This window comes from Acinetobacter bouvetii, from assembly GCF_902753875.1.
Taxonomy (GTDB): Bacteria; Pseudomonadota; Gammaproteobacteria; order Pseudomonadales; family Moraxellaceae; genus Acinetobacter; species Acinetobacter bouvetii_A.
Genome location: NZ_CADDTS010000031.1, coordinates 79134 through 103937, shown reverse-complemented (window position 1 = coordinate 103937; position 24804 = coordinate 79134). Strand labels below are relative to the sequence as shown.

The following is a 24804-nucleotide window of genomic DNA, read 5'->3' as shown; positions in this document are numbered from 1 at the left end:
CAAATTGATTTGTCGGCTAGCATTTAATGACAAAATTATGTAAATCTTTATTGAAAATAAACAGCAAAAAAGGAGCCTAAACTCCTTGATTGTTCTATAGATATTAAATTTATTTTTGTTTATTTTGGCAGGGCCGCCGAAATTTCTTTGAGCATAAATGTCGTATTGTCCAGACCAGCACCGGTCAGATACCAGACATCTGCATCGACAAAAATTACTCTATTCTGTTTAACAGCTTCGGACTGACCCAAGAGTGGATGCTCTTTGATGCCTTGTTTGGTCGCATAGTTTTGCTTATTCACTGCGCCACGATCCAGCACAATTAAATAGTCCGGATTCTGTTGTAATGCATCTTTTAGACGCACTTCATTTTGCTGTTTTAATGCCAATGCCTCTTTAGAACCCGCTTCTGGTCGGGTCTTAGAAGTACTTGTATCTGTGAGTGCTAATACTGATTTGAACCCGGTCAATTCATAGACAAATCCAAAACGGTCATTGGCTGCATGCGGCATATATTCATCGCCAACTGCAAATAGCATAACTGCGGATTGGTTTTGGGTTTGTTGCTTAACCTGTTGTTGTAGTTGATCTAAGGCTTTTAATTTACTTTTTGCCAAATCCACACGGTTGAAGGCTTGAGCTAGATTCAGGCTGCGTATTTTTAAATCCTGCATGTACTGCTGGGTATTGGGAGAAAAATTGATTGTTGCTGCAATCGGTTGCAAACTTGTCAGTGTTTTGGCTGAACGACCGCCGACAAAAATCAGATCCGGTTTTAATTGTTTTAACTGCGTCAGATCAGGCTCAAACAGGCTGCCTGCTTTAATAAATCGGGCTTGATTATAATGGGCTAAATGACCTGTATAGTTGGTTACAGGCACAATCTCTGCCTGAATGTTTAAGGCATTTAAAGTATCTAAAGTGGATAGGTCATATACGGCAATTTTTTTAGGTACCTGTTTCAGCTGAATGTTCTGATTTTCATGCTTTAAATCAAAATTTGCACTATGTGCCACACCAGTCATGCCCACCGAAGCAAAGATAAAACTTAAAATTAATGCTTTTGTTTTCATGCAACATTTACCATATATCACTGTATGTAGCAGACTAACAAATAATTAAACAAAGTAAAATGATAATCATTAACAAATAGCAATTGTTTTATTGTCCCATAAAAAAGATGCCGAAAGATCAGCATCTTTAAAATTTTTCGTGAATATTGAGCTTTAAAAGGGCAGTTGCATCAGCTTGTTTAAAAAATGTGGCACGACTCGGGGCTCAATAATAATCGTCATAATTACGCCGTAAGCCGCTCCCCATAAATGCGCGCTGTGGTTGATGTTGGAGTTGCCACGTTTACCTGACCAGATACTGTAAGCAATATAAAGCACGGCAAAAATAATGGCCGGAACCGGAATAAAGAATACGAAAATCAGTTTCCACGGTTCAAATAAAATATAGGCAAACAGGACGGCAGCAACCGCACCGGAAGCACCTAAACTGGCCCAGCGATGATCATTGCGATGCTGTAAATAACTCGGCAAGATCGCAACAATCAAACCACCCAAATAAAACAGTACAAAGCCCAGATCAAAAAAATACTGGCGGTAAAAACTTTCAATCACGCTGCCAAAAAAGAACAGGGTAATCATGTTGAATAACAAATGTGTCCCATCAGCATGTACAAAACCATGGGTAATAAAGCGATCATATTGCCCACGTTGCATGGCAGGTGGCCAGAAAATGAGTCGGTTCATTACATTTTGATTAGAAAACGCAATCAGCGAGACGATGACTGTAATAATAATCAGGGTAACGGTATGGCTAAAAGGTAAATCCAACATAAAAGCAAGTTCTACATTTCAAAATTTAGCCCTCATAATGCCATTAAATGCCGGCTTAAGTTGAACTTTCATAATTAATCCGACAATTTTAGTTGATTTTTTAAAATTACCCCGCATCTTCAGTTAAAATGGAAACTTCAGCTTGAGGAAAAATTGTTATGTCGACTGAGAACACCAGCACTGTAGTTGCAGAAGAGATTCCAAACTTATTGATTACTCCGACTGCTCAAGAGTATTTAAAGGATTTGTTAGAAAAACAAAATACACCGGGTATTGGGGTACGTGTTTTTGTTGAAAATCCTGGTACACCACGTGCTGAATGTTGCATGGCATATAGTGCGCCTGACGAAGTTGTTCCAACTGACTATAAACAGGACTATCCGGATTTCCCTGCATTTATCGATACGCCGTCTATTCCGTATCTGCTGGATGCTGTGATTGACTACAATAAAGACCGTTTTGGTGGTCAGCTGACTTTCCGTGCACCGAACTCAAAAGTGCCACGTGTCGGTCCAGATGCATCGGTTGAAGAACGAATTACTTATGTACTTCAGTCTGAAATTAATCCGGGACTTGCAGGTCATGGCGGTAACTGTGCACTGGTGGAAGTGGTTAAAGATGAAGAACACGGTTTAACTGCAGTCCTTAAATTTGGTGGCGGTTGTCAGGGTTGTTCATCTATTGACTTGACCTTGAAACAGGGCGTTGAAACCACTTTGAAACAGCATGTACCTGAATTGGCACGTGTAGTGGACCAAACTGACCACAGCAATACTGAAGGTGCTTATTTTAAATAAGCCTGAATAATTTCAAAAAATAACCTCCATTCAGGAGGTTATTTTTTACCTGTTAAATAAATAAAAATGAGAATAATTATCATAATTAATTGCGTTAAGTTTATTTTTTGTTACACTGTGCAACGAAAATTTCACTATTTATCCATTATTTTGCCACTTGGGGAACTTGAATGACCAAGCGTATTATTCGATCTGTACTCTCTCTTTCCATTTTATCTGTTATTACTTCAGTTTCTTATGCAGCTGAAGAAGCAACAGCCGGCATGGCTGACCCGGTGAAATTAGAAACCATTGTGATGACTGCAGAAGAGCAGATTAAACAATCTCTGGGTAGTTCGGTCATTACAAAAGAGGATTTGGCCAAGACTCCGGTAAAAAATGATATTTCTGAAATTGTACGTCGTATGCCGGGTGTGAACCTGACAGGTAACAGTGCAACGGGGCAGCGCGGTAATAACCGTCAAATTGATATTCGCGGTATGGGGCCAGAGAACACACTGATTTTAGTCGATGGTAAACCGATTACTTCGCGAAACTCGGTGCGTTATGGCTGGCGCGGGGAACGTGATACCCGTGGTGACTCCAACTGGGTACCAGCAGATGCTATTGAATCTATTGAGGTTTTACGTGGGCCAGCTGCTGTGCGTTATGGTTCAGGTGCAGCAGGCGGAGTGGTCAATATTATTACCAAGAAAGTGACCAATGAAACGCATGGTTCTGTAGAGTTATATACCAACCAACCTGAAGATTCTAAAGAAGGTGAATCTAACCGCGTTAGTGTAAATCTGAGCGGCCCTATCATTAAAGATAAACTATCCTATCGTTTATATGGCAATTTTAATAAAACACAGCCCGATGCCATTGATATTAACAAGTCGATTAACAGTACTGCAGCAGGACGTGAAGGGGTTAAGGATGAAGATGTTGCAGCACGTTTAGCTTGGCAGCTGAGTGATGCACAAACATTAACTTTAGATGCAGCATCTAGTCGTCAAGGCAATCTGTATTCAGGGGATTCACAACTCAATGCAGATGCTCAGGCAAATGCGATTTTATCTGCACTATATGGTTCAGAAACCAATACGATGTATCGTGATAGTTATGCCCTTACCCATGAAGGTGAATGGGACTGGGGGAAAAACAAGCTGATTGTGCAATATGATAAAACCAAGAATAAACGCTTGTTGGAAGGTTTGGGCGGAAGTACTGAAGGACGGATTAATACAGAAACAGATAAATCAACTTCAACATTAGACACCTTCCGTGTAAACGGTGAAGTCAATATTCCATTTGATTTCTATGTACCGCAAAATTTAACGCTAGGTGCGGAATGGGTAGAAGATGAATTTAAAGATGATGCGAATACCACGGTAGGTTCATCAGGCTCTACAGCGGGTCTGGATGCAATAGCCCCGACTGACCGCAGCAGTATGAGTTCACGTATTGCTTCAATTTATGCAGAAGACAATTTTAAACTGACCGATACCACCGATTTAGTCTTGGGTGTACGTTTTGATGATCATGACAAATCAGGCTCAAATTGGAGTCCAAGTTTAAATATCACGCAAAAACTGGGTGATTATTTCACAGTGAAAGGTGGTGTTGCCAAAGCCTATAAAGCACCAAACCTGTATCAAAATGCGGAAGGTTATCTGTTAACTACAAATGGTAACGGCTGTCCTGCAACGATTGCGAGTCGCTGCTTGCTACAGGGCAATGCAGACTTGAATCCGGAAACTTCAATCAATAAAGAATTGGGAATCCAGTTTGCAAAAGATAATGTGAATGCAAGCCTGACCTGGTTCCGCAATGACTATAAAGATAAAATTGCTGCGGGTAATGAAATCACTGCTTCGGCGACTACAAATGCGGGACAGATTTGGAATGTGCTACGTTGGGAAAATATTCCGGAAGCATTGATACAAGGTTTGGAAGGTAGCATTGGTTTAGACTTGGGGAATATTCGCTGGACCAATAACTTTACCTATATGATGGACTCTAAGGATAAATCTACAGGCAATCCATTGTCATTGGTGCCGAATTACACCATTAATTCCATCTTTGATTATGACCTGACGGATCAGTGGGATGTGAATTTTGTCTATACCCAATATGGACGCCAAAAATCACGCAGCTATGCAGAGAATCGTATTGAAGCCGGTGTTGGTTCAGGCGGCGCAGCGGATGCAATTCAAGCGACTTCGGTGAAAAGTTATGGTATTGCGGGCATTAATACCGGCTATAAATTCAATAGCCAAATCAGTGCGCGTGTCGGCATCAGCAATTTATTTGATGAGCAAAAACTGCGTGACAGCAATTCCAACAGCCAAACTTATAACGAGCCTGGTCGTGCTTATTATGCCAGCTTAAAATATCAGTTCTAGTTTGAAAAATTTAATCTAAAGTCATAAAAAAAGCCGCTTCATGCGGCTTTTTTAATATCCCGATTAAGCATACAAATTAAGCATCCAGATTTAAAATTTTCTGCGCTGTTTCCGCATAATAAAATTTTTCTAAATAGCTTCTGGCACGTTCACGTAGATAATCAGAACCTGCCATTTTTTGAATGATGGGAGCCAATAAATCCTGCAATTCATTTTGGATTAAGGCCTCATCAATATTCAAATCACGTAGTAACAGGTCAAAAGGGCGTTGCTGGTTACGGATATACCAGGCGTAGACACCATCATGAACCTGCTGTTTCAAGTAGTCAGTCTGACGGATATGATCCCAGATTTCATGCCCCAAACTCACAGTATTGGGCAAGTCTTGAACTTCAATATAATTTTTCAGGACTGTTAAAGGCATATCTTTAATTTTATGCCAAAGGTTGGCCTGAAAGTGATAGAGCTTGTCATCATCAAAATGCTGATTTAACACATGCTCACTCATCTGACTGAGTTTTAGAATATTTTTTTGCAGATAGTGAGCAATCGTTTCATCCAGATTAGAATCTGTGACGGTTTCTAAAACCGATTTGCCCATTTTCATAAAACGCGACACGCCGGGAACGCGTTTGGCCATGACTGAATTATCCAAATAATCCTGAATAGAATGCTGAATCAGTTGGCTAATCATGGCAGAAAAGGCAGGATTATTAACCACGGTTTTAATCAGGCGCTGGCGGTGGCTACTTTTACTGGCGACGTATTGTGCAATCTTGTCGATGGTTAAAACAGGAATCACATCTGCAATTTTGGTCGTTTCATTGATGGAATGAACCAGAGCAAAACGCAGATGCTCTGTAATCTGTTCAAGCAAAAAGCTACTCGCTGGCGTGGCTAAAATCTGCTTTTGCAATAGTGCATTGATTTGCTCAAAAGACCAGATCTCTTGCAGGCTCTGTTTTCGAAACCACTGATAAAAATTCAAAAATTCAGTTTCAATGGTGGCAGTATGGGAAAACTCTTGGTCTAAAAAGTCAAGATGAGCTTCTATTAACTGCTCAATCATGGGATGTTTTTGCATACTGTCTCGAAAAAATTAATTTAATGGAATGAGTTTATCAGCAAGTGGGTTTTTTAATTTTTGGGTTTTTGCAAGAAAGGGTAAATAATAGGCTGCCACTTCTTGCTCTGCCTCCAAAATTGGCATATGTCCTACATTATTCAGAATGACAGGAGCTTCAGCGCGTTTCAATAATGATTTTAATTCATTTGCTACTTCAACATTAATAATTTTATCCTGCTTGCCCCATAAAATCAGGGTTGGTGCTTCTACTGTTCGGGTCAAACGTGCAAAGGAATCAGGGGTATAGATGCGGTTCAGTGTTACTAGCTGATCAATCACTTTACTGTTTTTTGCAGCTTGGCTAATCAGATACCTTTCTTGGGCATTTTTTAAAGCATTGGGCAAAGTAGGGGGATTCTGCATGACTCGCTGCATGACATTATCCAGATCGCCTGGCTTGGATACAATCAGCTGTTTCAGTCTAAGCGGGTCTTTGGAGTAAGATGTCGTGGCTTTTTTATAAATACCGGCGCTATTCAGCAAAAACAAACTTTGTGTATCGAAAGGATATTGCGCCGCATATACGGTGGCAATCGAACCGCCCAAAGAATGTCCAGCCACATTTAATTTATCTTCTACATTTATAGCCTCGACAAAGCGGCGTAAGCTTTCAGTCACATTAGGCACAGAAATATCAAAATCTTCTGGCGTTCGAGTATCACCATTGGTAGGCAAATCTGGAATGATCACGTGATAATAGGGTGTTAAAAAATGTGCCACACGATTCCAGTTGTCACGATTACCGGCTAGACCATGAATCAGCAGAATTGTCGGTTTTTGTTTTGAACCACCTTCATTATAAGCCCAGCTAATATCACCGACTTTGATGGTTTTTGATTTTAAGCCAGCATCCGTGCGTTCCTGAACCAAATAATTCTGCAAATTTATTTTTTCTATATTGGATTTGTTGGACTGCGCCCAACTTGTACTGCCGAAACAACAGATTGTAACTAAACAAATATTGCGTAGAAATCGAGAAAAACGTGAATCTGGCTGTGTCATTGACGATCTTCCTTGCAGACTAATGACGATAATAATTATGAGGTGAGTTATAAAAATTATCGATTTTTGGACAGTATTAAATTTTCTTAAATGTCTGTGTTTTATTGTAAGTATTCTTTAAAAAATGTCACTGAATTGTTTTTTGAACTCACCGGCGTGATGGGTGGATAATGTGTTGCAGTTCTCGTTTTTGTGCTAAATAAAATCTTTATTTAGTTTGGATTTAAATGCAACAGCTATTGTTTTTGCAAGTGACTTTCAAAATTTGCAGGATTAAAATACCGTAACTTAAAACATTGGAAGACCAGCATGCTAACAGCAGAAGAAGCTTTAGATCGTTTAAAAAAAGGGAACCAGCGTTTTGTAAATGGTGAAACGACACATTCTAAACTTTTGTCTCACCAGCAACGTGCAGAAATGGCAGAAAGTCAGGAGCCATTTGCAATTGTATTAGGCTGTTCAGATTCACGTGTGCCGGCTGAAATGGTTTTTGACCAAGGGCTAGGTGATTTATTTGTGATTCGTGTTGCCGGTAATATTGTGGCGCCATCACAAGTCGGAAGCGTGGAATTTGCGGCAGACAGTTTTGGCTGTCCAGTGGTGATTGTACTAGGGCATACCCATTGCGGCGCGATTCATTCTACGATTGAAGCCTTGACCAATCCAGCCACTCCGCCATCAGCTAACTTGATGTCGATTGTGAACCGCGTGCGTCCTTCAGTTGAAATTTTAATGCAAACTGAACTGAAAGATGATTTGGATAAACTGTCTAAACATGCTGTACGTTCAAATGTTTTTGCTTCTGTAAATCAGTTGCGCCACGGTTCTGCCGTGCTGGAAAACTTAATTGCTCAAGGCAAATTAAAAGTCGTGGGTGCAGAGTACTCGCTTGAAACTGGAGAAGTTTCATTCTTTGACTTTTGACATAAAAATCAAAAATTTAGAATGAATAAAAGGCGCTTTATAAAGCGCCTTTTATATAGGGATAAGCATTATTTAATAAGATGCTCTGAGCATAAGCATTGGGATGAACCAGATCTGATTGCATTAGGCTTTTTTTGCCGGCAATACCTTCCAAAAAGAAAGGCATTAATTTCACATTATGCTGCTGACTGACTATTTTGTAATTTTTTTCAAAAGCCTTGCTATAGGCGGTGCCGTAATTGGGCGGAATTTTCATGCCCAAAACAATCACTTTGGCTTTGGCCTTTTGACTGTTCTGAATTAACGTCGCCAGATTTTTCTGAATCAACAGCGCGGGCTGACCGCGTAAGCCATCATTGCCTCCCAGTTCAATCACCACAATATGCGGCTTATAGGTTTGCAGTAATTTGGGCAAACGCGCCACTGCACCGCTAGTAGTTTCACCACTGACACTGGCATTGACCACTTTATGCTGTTTCGGATACTGTTGGTCTAAACGTTTTTGTAATAAAGAAACCCAACCTTGCTGTGCGGGCATGCCATAAGCTGCGCTAATACTGTCACCTACAATCATAATGGTTTTAGCAGAAACCATGGCTGGAACAAGGCCCAGACCAAGCATGGCCAAGCAAGGAAATACACCAGTTTTGAGCTTGCGATTTTGCATATAGGGATTTTATGACCCACGTTAATAGCGACCATTCCATCATGCCACAAGTGATAATTTCTGCACAGCAGCTGACACAAAAGATCCCTCTGGCACAAAAACAGCTGAGCATTTTTGAAAATCTCAGTTTCGAGATTTATCGCGGCGAACAGGTGGCGATTACAGGACGGTCAGGTTCGGGAAAATCTACATTGCTGGGCATTCTGGCCACACTGGATCAGGCCAGTTCCGGAAAACTCACCGTATGTGGACAATCGATTGCTGAACTGAATGAAGAACAACGAGCCTTGGTTCGCTTGCAACATATTGGCTTCGTATTTCAGTCTTTTCAGCTGCTGCCACATTTAAGCACTGTGGAAAATGTGATGTTGCCACTGCGTTTACAGCCGAATTTTAATTTTGCAGCGGCTGAACAAAAGGCTCTGGCTTTATTGAAAAAAGTAGGCTTGGAACAACAGGCCCAGCAAACACCGAAAGTCTTATCCGGAGGAGAACAGCAAAGGGTCGCCATTGCTCGTGCCTTAATCAGCAATCCACAAATTATTTTTGCCGATGAACCGACTGGCAATCTGGATGCGCAAACCGCACAGGAAATTGAACAACTGTTGTTTCAGCTGAACCGTGAATTTGGTACAACGCTGGTCTTGGTGACCCATGATGCAAATCTGGCGCAGCAATGTCAGCGCCATTTTGAATTAGTGAATGGTCATTGCATTGAACACGGTCAGGGGGAGGGTTGAATATGAATCCGCTGTTTCGGCCTTTACTGACCCAAAGCTTTAAAAGCAGCGGTGTTTATCTGTTGATGATTGCCTTGACGCTGGCCATCAGTGCCACGACAGCGCTGAAATTTAGCAATGAACAGATTCAAAATGCAGTGGCTTTACAGGCAGCTGAAATGCTGGCTGGTGATCTGGTCCTGACGGATAACCAGCCGATTGAAAAAAAGTGGCAAGATCAGGCGCAACAGCTCAACTTGAAACAATCTCAGGTGACTGTATTTGGTTCCATGGCGCATACGCAGGATCAGTTTGTCATGGTCAATGTCAAAGCCATTGATGCATCCTTTCCCTTACGTGGCAAGCTGCAGGTTGTCCCTCAGGCGCAAACCATTCGGCCCGGTGAGGTCTGGATGAGTCCACGGGCCATGGATTTATTGCATGTTAAATTGGGTGATCGGATCAATATTGCCGATGGGCAGTTTAAGATCACTGCTACTATTACCCATGATTCCAATCAGGAGTTGGGTTTTTCCGGGTTTTCACCCACCGTAATCATTTCCCAATCGGATGTCGCTCGAACCAATGCGATTCAGGTGGGCAGCCGGGCCGAATATCGTATCTTGATGGCAGGAGATGCGCAGCAAATTAAACAGTTTGAACAGGATTTCAAACAACAGCAAGCCTTAAAGTCTGCAAGAGCCAAAGATGAGCAAATACTGGATGAGCAAAATAGCCTCAGGTTACGTAATGCCAGTGAAAGCAATACCCGTTTAATGAAACCAATTGCCAATCTGGATACTTTCCTGCAGCTGAGCAATATCCTGACCATCCTGCTCTGCGGCGTTGCCATTGCCTTGACCAGTCAGCGCTATGTACAACAAAATCAGGACAATATCGCATTAATGCGTTGTATCGGCGCGACGCGGCGGCAGATTCTGAATGCCTATCTGGCTTTGCTTGCGGTGGTGCTTCTGGTGGCCATGGCAATTGGCAGTCTGGCTGGGGTTGCTTTGGGCTATGGTTTATTGCAACTCATGCTGCAACTGATTCCAAATTTGCAGATTGCATTTTCTGCATGGGAGATGCTGCTGGGGCCCTTACCGGTCGCCATGCTGACCAGTGCCGTGGTGTTATTGGGATTTATTGTGCCGAGCTTATGGCAATTGTTAAATACACCGCCGATTCGCGTGATTCGGCAGCAGGAAAAATCCGTGCAATCCATGCTTTGGATGCTGCTGATGGGCACGGCCAGTCTGGCATTATTTAGTATTGTATTGACTGAAAATCTCGTACTCACTGCCTGGGTGATGGGCGCGATTATTCTGCTATGTACGGTGCTGTATCTGTTTATATGGGGTTGTTTAAAGTTCATCAAAAACTTAAAAGGGGCAATTTCAGCCTATGTGCGGGTGCCTTATCAAACAGCCTTTCAAATCACGGCATTAGCACTGGGCTTAAGCCTGATGACGGTGCTGGCGGTGTTAAGAACAGATTTACTGGAACGCTGGCAACAGCAGTTGCCTGAAGGCACACCGAATCAGTTTGTCTATGGCCTGCCACCTTTTGATATGCCTCAGTTTAAAGCCCAGCTCGCACAGCACGGCTGGCAGTCGACACCGCTATATCCCAATATCCGTGGGCGATTGGTGGCCAAAAATGATCAGCCCTTTTCGGCAGAACAGATTAAAAGCAATAATTCTTTACGTCGGGAACTCAATTTAACCCAGACTTTAGCATATCCCGCAGACAATATTATCGTGCAGGGCAGTACAATGCTCAAACGGCCCGGCGAGGTCTCTGTGGAAGTGAAAACTGCAGAGGAGTTGGGGATTAACATTGGTGACCGGCTGACCTTTAGCCTGCCTGAAGGACTGATTCAGGCCAAAGTCGTCAACTTGCGCAGTGTAGAATGGGAAAGTTTCAGCCCGAATTTCTTCTTTATTTTTGCCCCCCAGACTATGGATGAAAATGCCGGTAGCTATCTGGGCAGTTTCTATGTGCCAGAACAGGAGAAAAAGCAGCTGGTTCCCATCATTCAGCAATTTTTCAATACGGTATTTATTGATGTCAGCCTGATTCTGGATGAGGTCAAACGTCTGGTAAATGTCCTGGTGCAAATTATCACCATACTTGCGCTGCTGGTCAGTGTTTCCGGCCTGCTGGTTTTAATCGCCTGTTTAAATCTGTTGATGGATGAACGTAAACGGGAAGTGGCGTTACTGCGCTCATTTGGCAGTTCCAAGCAGAAGCTGAAACAGATGATGACGCTGGAAATTGGTTTTATGGGTTTGATGGCAGGAATAGTCTCGTGCCTGTTTGCCGAAGTGATCAGTGCCATTGCCAGCTATAAAATGAATTTAATGATTCAGGCGCATGGCGAAATCTGGTTGATCCTGCCGGTTTTCATGACTATTGTCTGTGCACTGATCGGACGTTATCGCTTAAGTTATCTGTGTGATATTCCACCGTTACAAAGTCTGCGTGAGATCAATCAATAACAGATTGATCTTCAAAAGAAATAAGTAAGTATATTAAACGGAGATTAGAACTTTTTTACAAATCAAAAAATGTTCAATATTAGATTTTTTTAAATCAGTACGGCCTCATTTGATTGTTTAAATTTTTATATTTTCGTGTAGGCAATCTCTTTACTTTTGAAAGGTCAAAATGAGGATCTCAAAATATATTTTGAGTCCGCAAGAAAAGCCTTTTGTTTCCAACACCCGTGCATCCAATGTTTGATAAAAATCAATTTTTTAATTTGGGCTTTATGAATAACTTGTAGTCATTGAAAAATGACTTATAAAAGAAGTTTATTAAAAAATCCTAAAAATGCAGTTGCGCGCGCATGGCGGCAAGAATCTGCCGCCAGACCGGTTCAAGCACCTGAACCTGTTGCATGCAGTATGCATAGAGCAGATAACAGCTGATCACGCCGACAGCCAAACCGAAAAGCATAGTAAATCGAGGTTTTTGTATTCGTTGCCCCAGATACCAGATTGCCGCCAATACAGCGCCCATCAGCATACCGCCAATATGTGCAGCATTATTGATGCCGGGTAGGGTAAAGCCCACCAGAAGGTTGATCCCCATAATCATCAGCAAGGTTTTTTTATCTAAAATAAAACGTTGCTTCGGCAACATGGGAAATAAAGACAATACGGTCAATGCACCGCCAATACCCATCACCGCACCAGAAGCACCTGCACTCACGTGAGGAAGAAGCGTGGAGTCATTGTTTTGCAAGAGTTCAAACGTGTTTTGAATATCAATCAAGCCGCTGAGTAAACTGCCCATCAGACCGGCAAGGATATAAAGCGCCAAATAATAGAAACGACCCAACAGCTGTTCGGCCACACTGCCAAAAATATACAGTGCCCACATGTTCATCATTAAATGGATCAGTCCAAAATGAAAAAACATGCTGCTAAACAGTCGGGTGGGTTCCTCTAAAAAGGTTAAAGGTGCATAATCAGCTCCCCAGTGAATAGCGTCGACCAGACTGGGACTGCTAATATTGACCCCGGTCAGCACTTGCCAAACAAACAAACCGGTATTGATGGCAATAAAAACCGCTGTGAGCCACCAAAGGTGAACCTCGAGTTTACTTTGAATGGGAGGAGGGGAAAGTTCAGCCATGCTATTCTTTTATAATCTTTGCTATATTCAGCTTCAAGCTTAGCACGAAAAAAAACAGATTTATGGAGTAACTCACTGACATGAAAGCTTTTATTGTTCGTAGTTTGTTAATACTTGTCAGTTTGGTGCTCTTGGTGCAACTTTGGATTTTCTCAAGCCTGGTGTGGTGGAGAACTCATCCTGTAGATACCACCATGATGATGCGTCTAGATTACTGGTCTGAACCTTCCAAGCCAATCAAGCATCAATGGCGTGATTACGATCAAATCAGTGATTATTTCAAACATGCCGTGGTCGCAGCGGAAGACGGTAAATTCCTGCAACATAAGGGGTTTGACTGGGAAGGCATGCAATTTGCCTTAGAGCGTAACAAAGACAAAGGTAAAGTGGTTGCAGGCGGTTCCACCATTTCACAACAATTGGCCAAAAACCTGTTTTTATACAATAAACGTTCGTTCCTGCGTAAAGGCCAGGAAGCGGTTGCGACCTGGATGATGGAACGCATGTGGTCAAAAGAGCGGATTCTGGAAGTGTATTTAAACTCGGTAGAGTTTGGGGACAATATTTACGGCGTGGAAGCCGCAACCCAACATTATTTTGGTAAAAGTGCCCGCAGTCTTAGCCGTGAACAGGCTGCATTCCTGGCTGCCATTTTACCGAATCCTAAATATTATCAAGATCATCAGCAGGATAAAAAACTGCAATATCGCAAACGCATGATTCAAAAATATATGCGCTATAGCCATATTCCTTAATTTGTAATTAATTTTCAAAAAGCCCAGATATTTGGGCTTTTTTTATGAAATTGTCACAATTTTGAAGCATACTTATGTAGATACGCAACACCTTCAAATAATCATAGGTTAGATATGAATACGGCTGCTGACGCTCCTATTACGCAAATAGAATATACATATAATGATCGCTACATTAATCGGGAACTGTCTATTCTCGACTTCCATTTGCGCGTGTTAGAGCAGGCCGTAGATCCTCTACATCCCTTACTGGAGCGAATGAACTTTTTGCTCATTTTCTCCCGAAATCTGGATGAATTTTTTGAAATTCGTGTTGCTGGGGTCATGGAACAGCTGGATTTGGGCAATGAAAGTCGCAGTCCGGATGGTTTAACCCCTAAACAGGTGCTGGACAGTATTTCCAAAACGGCACATGAAGCCATTGAACGCCAATACCGTATTTTAAATGAAGAAATTTTAAATAAGCTGCGTGAAGAAGATATCTGTTTCTTGCGCCGCGGCGAGTTGACCCCGGCACAGTCGGCCTGGGTTAAAAAATATTTTCAGGAACAGGTGGCGCCTGTCCTGACTCCAATTAGTCTGGATCCGGCACATCCGTTCCCGCGTCTGGTCAATAAGAGCCTGAATTTTATTGTGACCCTGGAAGGTAAAGATGCCTTTGGTCGTCAGATTGATCTGGCTGTAGTTCCTGCACCACGTTCATTACCCCGTGTGGTACGTTTACCGGATGAACTGACAGGGGGCAAAGAGCATCATGTGATGCTGTCAGCCATCATTCATGAGCATGTTTCAGATTTGTTCCCAGGTATGACTGCGACAGGCTGTTACCAGTTCCGTGTCACCCGAAATGCTGATTTGGCCTTAAACGAAGACGTTGAAGATTTAGCCAAAGCCTTGAAAGGGGAGCTCAACTCGCGCCGTTTTGGTCGGGCAGTACGTTTGGAAGTGACGCATAATTGTCCAAAGCATATTTATGAATATTTACTGGATGAATTTGATCTGGAGGAAGAACAACTTTATAAGGTTGATGGTCCGGTGAATCTGGCACGTTTACTGTCAAATTTTAAACGTCCGCACTTACGTTATGATTCACATACCCCAGTGATTCCAAAGGTCTTGAAGAAATCGGAAAATATTTTTTCTGCCATGCAGAAGCAGGATATTTTACTGCATCATCCCTTTGAATCCTTTGCACCGGTAATTAATCTGCTGCGTGAAGCAGCACGCGATCCGCAAGTTCTGGCGATTAAGCAGACTTTGTATCGAAGCGGTCCAGACTCGGAAATTGTACAGGTGTTAGCTGAAGCAGCGCGTAATGGTAAAGAAGTCACGGCGGTGATTGAATTACGTGCCCGTTTTGATGAAGAATCCAACATTGCTGTAGCCAATGTCTTGCAAGAAGCAGGCGCAGTTGTGGTCTATGGGATTGTGGGCTATAAAACCCATGCCAAGATGATTTTGGTGGTACGTCGCGAAAATAACAAGCTAGTTCGCTATGTGCATTTAGGTACAGGAAACTATCATGCTGGTAATGCACGTATTTATACCGACTACGGTTTGCTAACCACAGACAAAGAGCTGTGTGAAGATGTACATCGTATTTTCCAAGAGCTGACCGGTATGGGCAAAATGGCAAAACTGAAAAAGTTATTGCATGCACCTTTTACTCTACATGCGCAGCTGATTAACTTCATTGATGATGAAATTGCCAATGCCAAAGCAGGCAAACCGGCGCAAATTATCGTCAAGGTGAATGCCTTAACGGAAATGCAGCTAATTAATAAATTATATGAAGCCTCACAAGCCGGGGTGCAAATCGATTTAATTATCCGTTCCATTTGCTGTTTACGCCCAGGCTTGCCAGGACTGTCAGAAAATATTCGGGTACGTTCAATTGTAGGCCGTTTTCTTGAACACACCCGGGTTTATTACTTTAGTAATAATGGTGATGCCCGAATCTATTGTTCAAGTGCCGACTGGATGGATCGCAACCTGTTTAACCGGGTTGAGGCTTGTTTCCCGATTGAAGATGCAGCATTGAAAAAACGTATTTACCAACAAGGTCTGCTTAATTATTTACAAGATAATCAACAGTCTTGGTTATTACAAAGTGATGGTACGTGGCTACGTGCGCAAGTAGCTGAAGGGAAGGAGCCACATAATGTGCAAAGAATATTATTAGATGCAATTAAATAATCAGGTTTAATCGCCAAGCTATAAAAAATAAAGGAGTCTTCAGGCTCCTTTATTTTTGGAAAATGTGATCTGAAAATTAATGTGATAAGCAGGCAATTTTTTTATAGGTATTTTTAATATTCATTTCAATTTTATACAGCGGTATGGCGGTATGTTCAGCCACTTGCTGTGCATTTAAGCCATCGCACACCAGATTTAAAATTTCATTCTCGATTTGAGTAAAGGGACGGGATAAATGAGATTGAGGGGATAGGCTTTTATTTAATTCAGGTGTATGGGATAAAATATATTGCGCTATATCATGATGAATAGGTGCACCTCCTCGCAAAATACTTTTAATGTTGTTTACAATTTCGGTTTCTGTATTTTCATAAAAAATATAACCCTGAGCCCCTGCCTGAATAGCTTGAAAGAGTATAGGAAGTTGTTTTTGAGAGCAGACTGCAATTACATGTGCATCAGGATAATGTCGTTTAAATTGGCTGATAAACTCAAAACTTGACACTGTATCTGTATTTAAATCAATAACAAGCAAATTGGGTAAATGTTGCTGAGAAAATTGTGTAGCTTCAACAAGATTTGCTGTGCTCGTAATTAACGCTGCAGGATAACCTAATCCAATTAGAATACTTTCTAATTGGATATTAAAAGCTGGTAGACCTTCTATCATCAGGACAGGAACAGGTAATGTTAGTTCACCCACTAGGTTATTCTCACGCTGGTTTTTCATATATAGAGTTACTTTGATCTAAAATGAATAAAACTGCTATCCCTGAAAATAGGTAATTTATGGTTTTAAAGTAAATTTAAGTATATGTTGAATAATAAATATTTACATAAAAACACGACTATAGTCGGATGGTCATATTTTTTGAGTCTGAACTTTATTTAGATTGCTTCAATTAGGTACAAAACATATAAGACAAATTGCAATATTGGTTTTTAAAAAAAATTATTGACTGTAAGAATTGAATGTTTAATTTTTTTATACCTTAGCTAAGGTATGTGATGAAATTTTACCCATTTTTTTATTTTTAAGTATAAAAATACCTATTTTTAGGGATATAAAGCACATGAATAATGACTTAAAGTTATCTCACTTTTTATTACTTTATGTAGTAAAGAAATACTTGCTTTTTTGAGGTTAATTTTCAGTACATCCATGTATGATGAAAAGGCATCTTTAACTTCACAGGTTTACCATTTATTGGTAAACCTTTTTTTATGCATAAAGAAAATAGTAATAATTGAGATTTTAACTAAATTTAGCTATTGCTAACTGTAATCATGTGAGAAAGCCTACAAAAAAAGGAGCATCAAGCTCCTTCTTTTATATGACATTTTAATGCAGGTTTTGTGTGATTCTTTGCAAGATTTGCAACAGTACATCAAACTCACTTTGGAGTGGGGTACTTTTACGTGTCACCAAGGCTAGAGTACGACTTGGAGCTTCATCTATAGATTTGACCACTAAATCAGGATTCGCTTTAATCATGTTGGCATGCGTCGCGATTTCGGGAAGAAGGGTAAAACCTAGATTAGAGGACACCATTTCCACCAGGGTTGGCAATGAACTCGCTTTTAAGCGATGGTCATTTTTACGCTCACCAATCGGACATGCACTTAATACATGATTACGTAAACAATGACCTTCTTCAAGCAGTACCAAACGTGACAGATCCAGATCATCTAAAGTGGTAGCATGATTGGCATTCTGATCTGCCTTATGACAGATTAGATAAAGATTTTCTTTTGATATTTCAGCAACTTTTAAACCGCGTGTGTCGAAAGGGAGGGCCAGAACAATCATGTCGAGATTGCCATGTTCCAGTTTTTCAACAATTTTTTCACTTTGCGCTTCATGCAAATGCAACTGAATTTTAGGAAGCTGCTTATGCACTTCGTCTAAAAGTTGAGACAGAATAAAAGGCGCAATGGTCGGGATGATCCCTAAATGTAAATCACCAGTTAAAGGCTCGCTCATCTCGCGACTTAAACGCATCAAGTCTTGTGCATCTGCCAATAGAACACGTGCTCGGGCAACAACCTGTTCACCAAGCGGGGTTAAACGTACATTTTGGCGGTCGCGTTCAACAAGTACTCCACCTAACAAACGCTCTAACTCCATGATCCCGCCTGACAAAGTCGATTGGGTTACAAATGAACGGCGCGCAGCTTCAGTGAAATGCAGCGTTTCAGACAGTGTAACGAGGTATGACAGCTGTCTTAAAGATGGTAATGCAGCCATAGTGTCCTAATGTTTTGATTTAAAGTGATCAGCAAATAATCCGCTAAGATATGGAATAAAATGCGGTGGGATATCATGCCCCATTCCTTCAATTAATTCAAACTTAGCATCAGAAATTGCCTTTGCAACTGCTTTGCCATGACTCGGTGGTAATAAGCGATCACGTGAGCCATGAACCACTAGGGTCGGTTGCTGGATTTGCTTACCCAATTGTAGCAAAGAACCGGTACATAATATTGCGAAAAATTGTTGAAGTACACCCGCCGGGTAATAACTTCGTTGATATAACTTACGAGCGGTCTGGATAATTTCAAGTTGGTTGATATATCCAGGGGAACCAATGATGTTAAAAACTTTAACACTATGATTGACAATGCCCTCTTCATCGGTCGATTCGGGCTTGCCAATCAGGCTAAAAAGTTGTTTTGGAAAAGGTGGTGGGAGCAAGGGCTGATTATTGCTGGTAAACATTAATCCCAGATTAGTGACTTTTTCCGGATGCTTGGCCGCAAGAATTTGGGCAATCATGCCGCCCATGGAAGCGCCAATCACAGAAACCTTTTCTAGTCCCAAATGATCAATCAGTCTTGCTGCATCATCAGCCATATCATAGAGATTGTATGGAGCCCCTTTATTTTGCAAACCGAGTGCAAAACGTCCCATCAGCTTTAAGGTATTAAGTCGGGGGCCAGAATGACGAATTTTGGAAGACAGACCAATATCACGGTTATCAAAACGAATAACGCGATAGCCTTGATCAATCAGTGATTTACAAAAGAAGTCAGGCCAAAATAACATTTGCGCACCTAAGCCCATAATCAGCATGATTGCGGGGTTTTCAGGTTTTCCACCCATTTCGACATGCAGTTCAATACCATTACCAAGATCGACTTTGGTTTCATGCATAAACGAAGTATAGGGAGAACCCTTAAAATTAAGTGCGCTATTCATTGTTATTTTCCTAAAAAGGACATTTTGATGAAAAAATGTCCTGACTATTAAACCCTTAAACTGCGGCAGGAATCAAGTCCGGAACCAGTTTTGTAAGACTTAAACGTTGTTTTGCGGCAGTTGCACCTAATAATACAAAACCACGTAAAGTATCCTGACTATCGGTGGCTTTGGCAATCATACCATCCTCTAATTCTTCGCTATGCCAGGTGACATCTACGCCTACAGGTGCCGGAAGCACGGTGAGGGGTGCAGCAGGTGTTTTCACTGCAACTGGCATGGCTGGATAATGAACATGAGTTTTTTCGCCATTCAAGGTTTTAGCCAAGGCACGGGCTTGTTGCATGATGGGCATCACATAAGGCAACAGTAATCCATTTACTTCAGCACAGTCACCAATGGCATAAATGTCCGCTTGATTGGTTTCAAGATGTCCATTGGTCAAAATGCCGCGACTGCAATGAATATCCGCAGCTTTTGCCAATTCCAGATTCGGTTGTAAGCCAATCGCCGATAACACAAGATCTGCAACTACGGATTGACCATTGGCTAAGCTAATTTGATAGTCGCCGTTTTCAACCTTAATGACTTTTTCAACCGTCGTGCCCAATTCAAAATGGATGCCAATATCTTCCAGTTTTTCCTGAAAAGAAGAAGCGACATATTCAGGCAGCAAACGGCCTAGTGGTTGGGCTGCCAAATCAATCACAATGACTTTGTGCTGGGTATTTTGCAGGTCATTGGCAAATTCACAGCCAATTAAACCGGCACCCAAAATCACCACACGCTTGTCATGATGCTGTTCCAGATTTTTACGGAAGAGCTTGTAATCATCCAGGTTATTCACTACATGAATATCATCACTGCCATCACCAGCAATGGCCAGACGTACCGGGTTTGCACCTACAGCCAATACCAGTTTTGAATAAGGCTGCGTAGTTTGCTGACCGTCTTTTTCTAAAATCAGTTGGTGCTGTTCAGGCAGGATTTCTTTGACCCAGGTCAGGGGCTCAATGCGCATATTTAGCTGGGTGGCCATTTTGCTGGCATCACCTAGGGCAATCTGCTCAGGGGCTTTATTGCCGACCAAGGCATTTGAAAGCGTCGGTTTTGCATAGTTCACCGCATCATCTGCACAGATCATGACCAGCTCATGCTCGGGATTGAGCTTACGGAACTCACGCGCTGCGGTATAGCCTGCCATACCTGAACCAATGATGACGATAGGATGCATGTTATTCTCCAAAACTGTTTGCTATTTTCTTTCTATAAGACGTAAAAAAAGACCATTCACTATGGTCTTTGCGATCAATAATTAGATTTCAACCATTTCAAAATCAACTTTTGATACACCGCAGTCCGGGCAGGTCCAGTCGTCAGGGATATCTTCCCACTTGGTACCAGCAACAATACCGTCTTGTGGCCAACCTTCAGCTTCGTCATAAATCCATCCACAAACGATGCATTGATATTTTTTCATTTAACTCTCCAAAACACTGACTGATTAAAAGGTGTAGTCAGTAAAAATTCCATATATCGCGTGACTCTTTTAATATGTCTTTCAAGGCACATATTCAAGCAAATTTTTACGCAGTTCTGTGGCTAATGTAAAGCAAATATGCGCGTTTAAAAACAGAATTTGAAACGAGAATTGCAGAGTAGGACAAAACTTGTCAGAAAAATCCCGAAATCGCATTTTGCTCTCGCCATATTATTGATGATGCACTCTCCGATCCTGAATGAAGGAGGGATGTAAAAGGCTATAAAATTGTTCGGATTAAACTTGAATGTTCTCGTTTTAGACTAAGGTCGTGCAGAAAAAAGCAGACCGATTTGTTAAATTATGATTAGATAAATATATACCTATTATTTATTTAAAAAATTAATATATAAAAATCAAACACTTAGTGTTTATGGTTTTGTTTTGTGCTGTTTTTTAAATGATCACTTGCTGGTCATGGGCTTCGTAAAGCGTTAAAATTCACTCATTCTCTTTTAAATACTTTTCTCCCCATGAGCAATCTGTCTACAACTTTGTGGTCTAACATTCGTACTGTCCAAGATTTCCCTAAACCAGGGATTTGTTTTTTTGACCTGACCCCATTATTTATGGGAAATATTGAATTATTAACCGATGCTCTAATTGCCAGCATTCCAGCTGAAAAATTGCAAGAGGTGGATAGTTTTGTTGCGGTTGAAGCACGCGGCTTTGTTTTGGCAAGCTTGTTGGCGCAGCGTTTGGGTAAAGGTTTATTGTTGGTTCGTAAAGCAGGTAAATTACCGCCACCAGTGGTGGGTGTGGGTTATAGTCTGGAATACGGCATGGATCGTTTGGAAATGTCTGCCAACATCCAAGCGCAAAAAGTGATTATTGTTGATGATGTATTAGCGACTGGCGGTACCTTAAAAGCTGTGAAACAATTGGTTGGTAAATGTAATCATCAAGTATTGGGTGCCAGTATTTTCCTTGATTTACCGGATTTACATTGCGATTTAGGCTTGGATGTATGGTCTGTATTGGACGATAAATCTCAACCTGCACAAGAAGTTGCCTAATTCGCTGCATTTAAAAAAGCCTTGGTTTGATCCAAGGCTTTTTTATTTCATCAGAAAATGAGTTTGCATGTGCTGAATCAGATCATTCAGATTTTCCGGACGGGCTAAACGGTGATAACCCCCTTCAACGGCCTGTACCTGCATATAGGGTTCGAGTTGTTGTTGTACGGCATGCATATCCAGCTCTTCATCTCCCAATTCCAGATAAGCAATTTGGGCAATTTCATGTTCCAGATCATCTTCATTAATCGCTGGATAGTCATCACGAAAATTTGGACTTAAGCTAGGGTTGGCAATAATGGCTGGAATTTTACATAAGGCAGACATTTTAAGAGCCCAATAGGCACCCAGACTGTGTCCGACTAATATTTCAGGTTTAATTTTGGAGATAATTTCACAATAAAACTCATACACAGTTTGAAAATTCAAATTGCGGTAATCTACATTGATGCAATATTTCTGATTCGCATCAATCGCATGGAATTTGGTCGATTCTCTGGAAGAATCCAGTCCATGCAAAAACAGGATTTTTGAAGTGCATGTCGTCATTGTTTTTTAGTTCACACTGTCTTTATTCACAAAGATAGAAATAGAGAAAAAGTTTCCTTTTCAACTATTTTTATTAAATTGATTGTAAGTCACTTGCTTAAATAAAGAAGTTAGCTTTTGGTCTAAGATGCATTTTTGAACACTAAACCAAATAACTTTACAAAATAAAAAATTGATTAAAAATAAAGCATTATTATCTGGTTGTTTGCAGTTCAAAACCCAATAACAAAACCGGGCTATGTTGTAAAAAATGATTGCGCTACCTTGAGAGATCATATCTTCAGATTGGTCAGGCTATGGAAGTTTTGAATAATGAAATTTTAATTGCAGCACCCCCGCAGAAAGTCTGGCGAATTTTGTGGGATCCCGACACTTATAGTCAGTGGACTTACTATTTTTCACCAGATTCCCACATTCATTCAGATTGGAAGGTAGGTGGAAAAACACTTTTTGCAGATGCCAAAGGCAATGGCATGATCTCGACGATTGAGCAAATTGAAGAATTTAAAGTGGTGATCTTTAAGCATTTGGGCATGGTTCAAGATGGTGTGGAAGATTTCGATAGTGAAGAAATGAAAAAATGGTCAGGGGCTTTAGAGAAATATTTTCTTGAAGAGGTGAACGGAAAAACCAGACTCAGGGTGGAAGTCGATACTTCTAAAGAATACCTAGAAATGATGAAAAATGGTTTTGAAAAAGGTTTTCAGATCGTCAAACAACTCGCTGAAGCCTAGTCATGTTTAGTTATGTGAAGAAATGGAACTGGTTTTTAGCAAATCAGTGCATTTGTATGGCAATAAGTCATTCGAAATTTGTACTAAATCTGCTATGATATGCACCTTCCGTTTTTTATACATATTCGAGGCAGAGATGACGCAACATAACGCTCAATCGACTTCTGAACAGCAGATTTCTGAAAACGATTTAATTGCACAGCGTCATGCCAAGTTAAAGCATATTGAAGAACATGCTAAGGCGAAGGGAACAAGCCCTTGGCCAAACACATTTAAGCGCGAAGACTATGCGCAAGACTTACAAGTACAATTTGCTGACAAGTCTAAAGAAGAAATTGAAGCTGATGAACACGTTCAGGTGAAAGTAGCAGGTCGTGTCATGTTGAACCGTGGTTCATTCATCGTGATTCAAGACATGACTGGCCGTATCCAGCTTTATGTAGCACGTAAAGAGCTTGCGCCTGAAGTACTGGAAAGCATCAAGAGCCTAGACCTTGGCGATATCATTGCCGTAGAAGGTTATATTGGCCGTTCAGGTAAAGGCGATTTGTATGTGCACATTGAACAGTTTGAACTGTTGACTAAATCACTGCGTCCGCTTCCAGACAAATTCCATGGCCTAACTGATACGGAAGTGAAATACCGTAAACGTTACCTGGATTTAATCGTCAACGAAGAAACACGTAAAACCTTTGAAATTCGTGCCAAAGTGGTTTCCGGTATTCGTGCATATTTAACCAATGAACGCTTCATGGAAGTTGAAACTCCGATGATGCATGTGATTCCAGGTGGTGCTTCTGCGCGTCCATTTGAAACGCATCACAATGCCTTGGATATGCCATTGTTCTTGCGTATTGCGCCTGAACTTTACTTGAAACGTTTGGTGGTCGGCGGTTTTGAACGCGTATTCGAAATTAACCGTAACTTCCGTAACGAAGGTGTTTCGACTCGTCATAACCCCGAATTCACCATGATCGAATTCTATCAAGCTTATGCAGATTATAAGGATTTGATGGAACTCACTGAAAAAATGCTTGAGAAATTGGCCATCGATATCTTGGGTTCTACCGATGTGCCTTATGGTGAAGAAGTGTATAGCTTCAAAGGTCCATTCAAGAAAATTTCAATGTTCGATGCGATTCTTGAACATAACCCGCAATTCACGGCTGAAAATGTAGCAGACCGTGAATTCCTGGCTAAATTTGTTCAGGAAGAATTGAAAGAACAAGTGAAACCAGGTTTTGGTTTAGGTAAGCTTCAAACCATCGTATTTGAAGAAACTGTTGAAACTCAACTCCGTCAACCAACTTTCATTACCGAATATCCAGCGGAAACTTCTCCATTGGCTCGCCGTAATGATGATAACCCGCATATCACAGACCGTTTTGAATTCTTCATTGGTGGTCGTGAATTAGCCAATGGGTTCTCGGAATTGAATGATCCGATTGACCAAGCAGAACGTTTCCAGGCACAAGTCGCAGAAAAAGATGCTGGTGATGATGAAGCGATGCATTATGATGCGGACTTCATTGAAGCACTTGAATACGGCTTACCTCCAACAGCCGGTCAAGGTATTGGTATTGACCGTCTGGTAATGTTATTTGCTAATGCGCCAAGTATCCGCGATGTAATTTTATTCCCGCATATGCGTCATAAACACTAAGCTTTATGAACATTGAAAACCCGCTTTAGAGCGGGTTTTTTATTATT

General features: G+C 41.2%; 22 protein-coding genes. 10 read left to right on the top strand and 12 right to left on the bottom strand.

The features are described 5' to 3' along the window. Positions 1–119 precede the first annotated feature (119 nt). Positions 120–1073, bottom strand: a complete 954-nt coding sequence (locus FB6_RS09265; protein WP_254592221.1) for an ABC transporter substrate-binding protein — start codon at positions 1071–1073, stop codon at positions 120–122. A gap of 153 nt (positions 1074–1226) precedes the next feature. Then, entirely contained in the window at positions 1227–1844 is a 618-nt protein-coding gene (locus FB6_RS09260) for a rhomboid family intramembrane serine protease (RefSeq protein ID WP_174559724.1), read from the bottom strand. 158 nt (positions 1845–2002) lie between these two features. Here FB6_RS09260 and nfuA point away from each other — a divergent pair, with 158 nt between their 5' ends. Together nfuA and FB6_RS09250 are read left to right on the top strand one after the other, a co-directional pair. Continuing rightward, positions 2003–2641 carry a Fe-S biogenesis protein NfuA gene (gene nfuA / locus FB6_RS09255; protein ID WP_174559723.1) on the top strand — a complete coding sequence of 213 codons (639 nt, stop codon included), beginning with the start codon at positions 2003–2005 and terminating at the stop codon, positions 2639–2641. A 170-nt stretch (positions 2642–2811) separates the two neighbouring features. Then, on the top strand, positions 2812–5025 hold the full coding sequence (locus tag FB6_RS09250) for a TonB-dependent siderophore receptor (protein ID WP_174559722.1): 2214 nt from the start codon (positions 2812–2814) through the stop codon (positions 5023–5025). 76 nt (positions 5026–5101) lie between these two features. On the opposite strand, the gene FB6_RS09245 is transcribed toward FB6_RS09250, so the two are convergent. Both FB6_RS09245 and FB6_RS09240 read right to left on the bottom strand, forming a co-directional pair. Then, the gene (locus tag FB6_RS09245) at positions 5102–6109 is read right to left on the bottom strand and encodes a hypothetical protein (protein WP_174559721.1); all 1008 of its coding nucleotides are present in this window, start codon (positions 6107–6109) and stop codon (positions 5102–5104) included. 15 nt (positions 6110–6124) lie between these two features. Continuing rightward, on the bottom strand, positions 6125–7153 hold the full coding sequence (locus FB6_RS09240) for an alpha/beta fold hydrolase (protein WP_174559720.1): 1029 nt from the start codon (positions 7151–7153) through the stop codon (positions 6125–6127). Positions 7154–7462: 309 nt separating this feature from the next. Between FB6_RS09240 and FB6_RS09235 the strand changes: the two genes are divergently transcribed. Further along, positions 7463–8077 (top strand): carbonic anhydrase, encoded by a 615-nt coding sequence (locus FB6_RS09235; RefSeq protein WP_174559719.1) that lies wholly within the window; start codon positions 7463–7465, stop codon positions 8075–8077. A gap of 37 nt (positions 8078–8114) precedes the next feature. Here FB6_RS09235 and FB6_RS09230 read toward each other — a convergent pair whose 3' ends face one another. After that, positions 8115–8699, bottom strand: coding sequence for an arylesterase (locus tag FB6_RS09230; RefSeq protein ID WP_438819966.1), 585 nt, complete (start codon positions 8697–8699; stop codon positions 8115–8117). Positions 8700–8755: 56 nt separating this feature from the next. On the opposite strand from FB6_RS09230, the gene FB6_RS09225 reads away from it, so the two are divergent. Next, positions 8756–9484, top strand: a complete 729-nt coding sequence (locus tag FB6_RS09225) for an ABC transporter ATP-binding protein (protein ID WP_174559717.1) — start codon at positions 8756–8758, stop codon at positions 9482–9484. 2 nt (positions 9485–9486) lie between these two features. After that, the gene (locus tag FB6_RS09220; RefSeq protein WP_174559716.1) at positions 9487–11964 is read left to right on the top strand and encodes an ABC transporter permease; all 2478 of its coding nucleotides are present in this window, start codon (positions 9487–9489) and stop codon (positions 11962–11964) included. A gap of 328 nt (positions 11965–12292) precedes the next feature. On the opposite strand, the gene FB6_RS09215 is transcribed toward FB6_RS09220, so the two are convergent. After that, complete coding sequence (locus tag FB6_RS09215; protein WP_174559715.1) at positions 12293–13105, bottom strand: rhomboid family intramembrane serine protease; 813 nt, start codon at positions 13103–13105, stop codon at positions 12293–12295. Between the two features lie 80 nt (positions 13106–13185). Between FB6_RS09215 and mtgA the strand changes: the two genes are divergently transcribed. Both mtgA and ppk1 read left to right on the top strand, forming a co-directional pair. Further along, on the top strand, positions 13186–13860 hold the full coding sequence (gene mtgA / locus FB6_RS09210; protein ID WP_174559714.1) for a monofunctional biosynthetic peptidoglycan transglycosylase: 675 nt from the start codon (positions 13186–13188) through the stop codon (positions 13858–13860). 114 nt (positions 13861–13974) lie between these two features. Next, positions 13975–16056, top strand: a complete 2082-nt coding sequence (ppk1, locus tag FB6_RS09205) for a polyphosphate kinase 1 (RefSeq protein ID WP_174559713.1) — start codon at positions 13975–13977, stop codon at positions 16054–16056. Between the two features lie 76 nt (positions 16057–16132). Here ppk1 and FB6_RS09200 read toward each other — a convergent pair whose 3' ends face one another. The 5 genes from FB6_RS09200 to rubA form a co-directional block, all read right to left on the bottom strand. Continuing rightward, positions 16133–16786: a response regulator transcription factor gene (locus tag FB6_RS09200; protein ID WP_174559712.1), complete on the bottom strand. Its 654-nt coding sequence runs from the start codon at positions 16784–16786 to the stop codon at positions 16133–16135. 612 nt (positions 16787–17398) lie between these two features. After that, a complete protein-coding gene (oxyR, locus tag FB6_RS09195; RefSeq protein WP_174559711.1) occupies positions 17399–18304 on the bottom strand; it encodes a LysR family transcriptional regulator OxyR in 906 nt (301 codons plus the stop codon). Positions 18305–18310: 6 nt separating this feature from the next. Next, complete coding sequence (gene estB / locus FB6_RS09190) at positions 18311–19255, bottom strand: esterase EstB (RefSeq protein WP_217427333.1); 945 nt, start codon at positions 19253–19255, stop codon at positions 18311–18313. Between the two features lie 55 nt (positions 19256–19310). Next, positions 19311–20489 carry an NAD(P)/FAD-dependent oxidoreductase gene (locus FB6_RS09185; RefSeq protein ID WP_174559710.1) on the bottom strand — a complete coding sequence of 393 codons (1179 nt, stop codon included), beginning with the start codon at positions 20487–20489 and terminating at the stop codon, positions 19311–19313. Positions 20490–20570: 81 nt separating this feature from the next. Then, on the bottom strand, positions 20571–20735 hold the full coding sequence (rubA, locus tag FB6_RS09180; RefSeq protein ID WP_005179369.1) for a rubredoxin RubA: 165 nt from the start codon (positions 20733–20735) through the stop codon (positions 20571–20573). A 533-nt stretch (positions 20736–21268) separates the two neighbouring features. Here rubA and FB6_RS09175 point away from each other — a divergent pair. Then, complete coding sequence (locus tag FB6_RS09175; protein ID WP_174559709.1) at positions 21269–21811, top strand: adenine phosphoribosyltransferase; 543 nt, start codon at positions 21269–21271, stop codon at positions 21809–21811. A gap of 42 nt (positions 21812–21853) precedes the next feature. Here FB6_RS09175 and FB6_RS09170 read toward each other — a convergent pair whose 3' ends face one another. After that, a complete protein-coding gene (locus FB6_RS09170) occupies positions 21854–22360 on the bottom strand; it encodes a YqiA/YcfP family alpha/beta fold hydrolase (RefSeq protein WP_174559708.1) in 507 nt (168 codons plus the stop codon). A gap of 296 nt (positions 22361–22656) precedes the next feature. Here FB6_RS09170 and FB6_RS09165 point away from each other — a divergent pair, with 296 nt between their 5' ends. After that, a complete protein-coding gene (locus tag FB6_RS09165; RefSeq protein WP_174559707.1) occupies positions 22657–23094 on the top strand; it encodes an SRPBCC family protein in 438 nt (145 codons plus the stop codon). Positions 23095–23230: 136 nt separating this feature from the next. Continuing rightward, entirely contained in the window at positions 23231–24757 is a 1527-nt protein-coding gene (gene lysS, locus FB6_RS09160; RefSeq protein ID WP_174559706.1) for a lysine--tRNA ligase, read from the top strand. Positions 24758–24804: the final 47 nt, after the last annotated feature.

What these genes read in the sequence shown, in the direction of transcription:
- mtgA (WP_174559714.1), top strand. Translation starts at nt 13,186, where the DNA reads ATGAAAGCTTTTATTGTTCGTAGTTTGTTAATACTTGTCAGTTTGGTG.
- estB (WP_217427333.1), bottom strand. Translation starts at nt 19,255, where the DNA reads ATGAATAGCGCACTTAATTTTAAGGGTTCTCCCTATACTTCGTTTATG.
- FB6_RS09245 (WP_174559721.1), bottom strand. Translation starts at nt 6,109, where the DNA reads ATGCAAAAACATCCCATGATTGAGCAGTTAATAGAAGCTCATCTTGAC.
- oxyR (WP_174559711.1), bottom strand. Translation starts at nt 18,304, where the DNA reads ATGGCTGCATTACCATCTTTAAGACAGCTGTCATACCTCGTTACACTG.
- FB6_RS09215 (WP_174559715.1), bottom strand. Translation starts at nt 13,105, where the DNA reads ATGGCTGAACTTTCCCCTCCTCCCATTCAAAGTAAACTCGAGGTTCAC.
- FB6_RS09250 (WP_174559722.1), top strand. Translation starts at nt 2,812, where the DNA reads ATGACCAAGCGTATTATTCGATCTGTACTCTCTCTTTCCATTTTATCT.
- FB6_RS09220 (WP_174559716.1), top strand. Translation starts at nt 9,487, where the DNA reads ATGAATCCGCTGTTTCGGCCTTTACTGACCCAAAGCTTTAAAAGCAGC.
- ppk1 (WP_174559713.1), top strand. Translation starts at nt 13,975, where the DNA reads ATGAATACGGCTGCTGACGCTCCTATTACGCAAATAGAATATACATAT.
- FB6_RS09235 (WP_174559719.1), top strand. Translation starts at nt 7,463, where the DNA reads ATGCTAACAGCAGAAGAAGCTTTAGATCGTTTAAAAAAAGGGAACCAG.
- rubA (WP_005179369.1), bottom strand. Translation starts at nt 20,735, where the DNA reads ATGAAAAAATATCAATGCATCGTTTGTGGATGGATTTATGACGAAGCT.
- FB6_RS09185 (WP_174559710.1), bottom strand. Translation starts at nt 20,489, where the DNA reads ATGCATCCTATCGTCATCATTGGTTCAGGTATGGCAGGCTATACCGCA.
- FB6_RS09170 (WP_174559708.1), bottom strand. Translation starts at nt 22,360, where the DNA reads ATGACGACATGCACTTCAAAAATCCTGTTTTTGCATGGACTGGATTCT.
- nfuA (WP_174559723.1), top strand. Translation starts at nt 2,003, where the DNA reads ATGTCGACTGAGAACACCAGCACTGTAGTTGCAGAAGAGATTCCAAAC.
- FB6_RS09265 (WP_254592221.1), bottom strand. Translation starts at nt 1,073, where the DNA reads ATGAAAACAAAAGCATTAATTTTAAGTTTTATCTTTGCTTCGGTGGGC.
- FB6_RS09230 (WP_438819966.1), bottom strand. Translation starts at nt 8,699, where the DNA reads ATGCTTGGTCTGGGCCTTGTTCCAGCCATGGTTTCTGCTAAAACCATT.
- FB6_RS09225 (WP_174559717.1), top strand. Translation starts at nt 8,756, where the DNA reads ATGACCCACGTTAATAGCGACCATTCCATCATGCCACAAGTGATAATT.
- FB6_RS09175 (WP_174559709.1), top strand. Translation starts at nt 21,269, where the DNA reads ATGAGCAATCTGTCTACAACTTTGTGGTCTAACATTCGTACTGTCCAA.
- FB6_RS09165 (WP_174559707.1), top strand. Translation starts at nt 22,657, where the DNA reads ATGGAAGTTTTGAATAATGAAATTTTAATTGCAGCACCCCCGCAGAAA.
- lysS (WP_174559706.1), top strand. Translation starts at nt 23,231, where the DNA reads ATGACGCAACATAACGCTCAATCGACTTCTGAACAGCAGATTTCTGAA.
- FB6_RS09260 (WP_174559724.1), bottom strand. Translation starts at nt 1,844, where the DNA reads ATGTTGGATTTACCTTTTAGCCATACCGTTACCCTGATTATTATTACA.
- FB6_RS09240 (WP_174559720.1), bottom strand. Translation starts at nt 7,153, where the DNA reads ATGACACAGCCAGATTCACGTTTTTCTCGATTTCTACGCAATATTTGT.
- FB6_RS09200 (WP_174559712.1), bottom strand. Translation starts at nt 16,786, where the DNA reads ATGAAAAACCAGCGTGAGAATAACCTAGTGGGTGAACTAACATTACCT.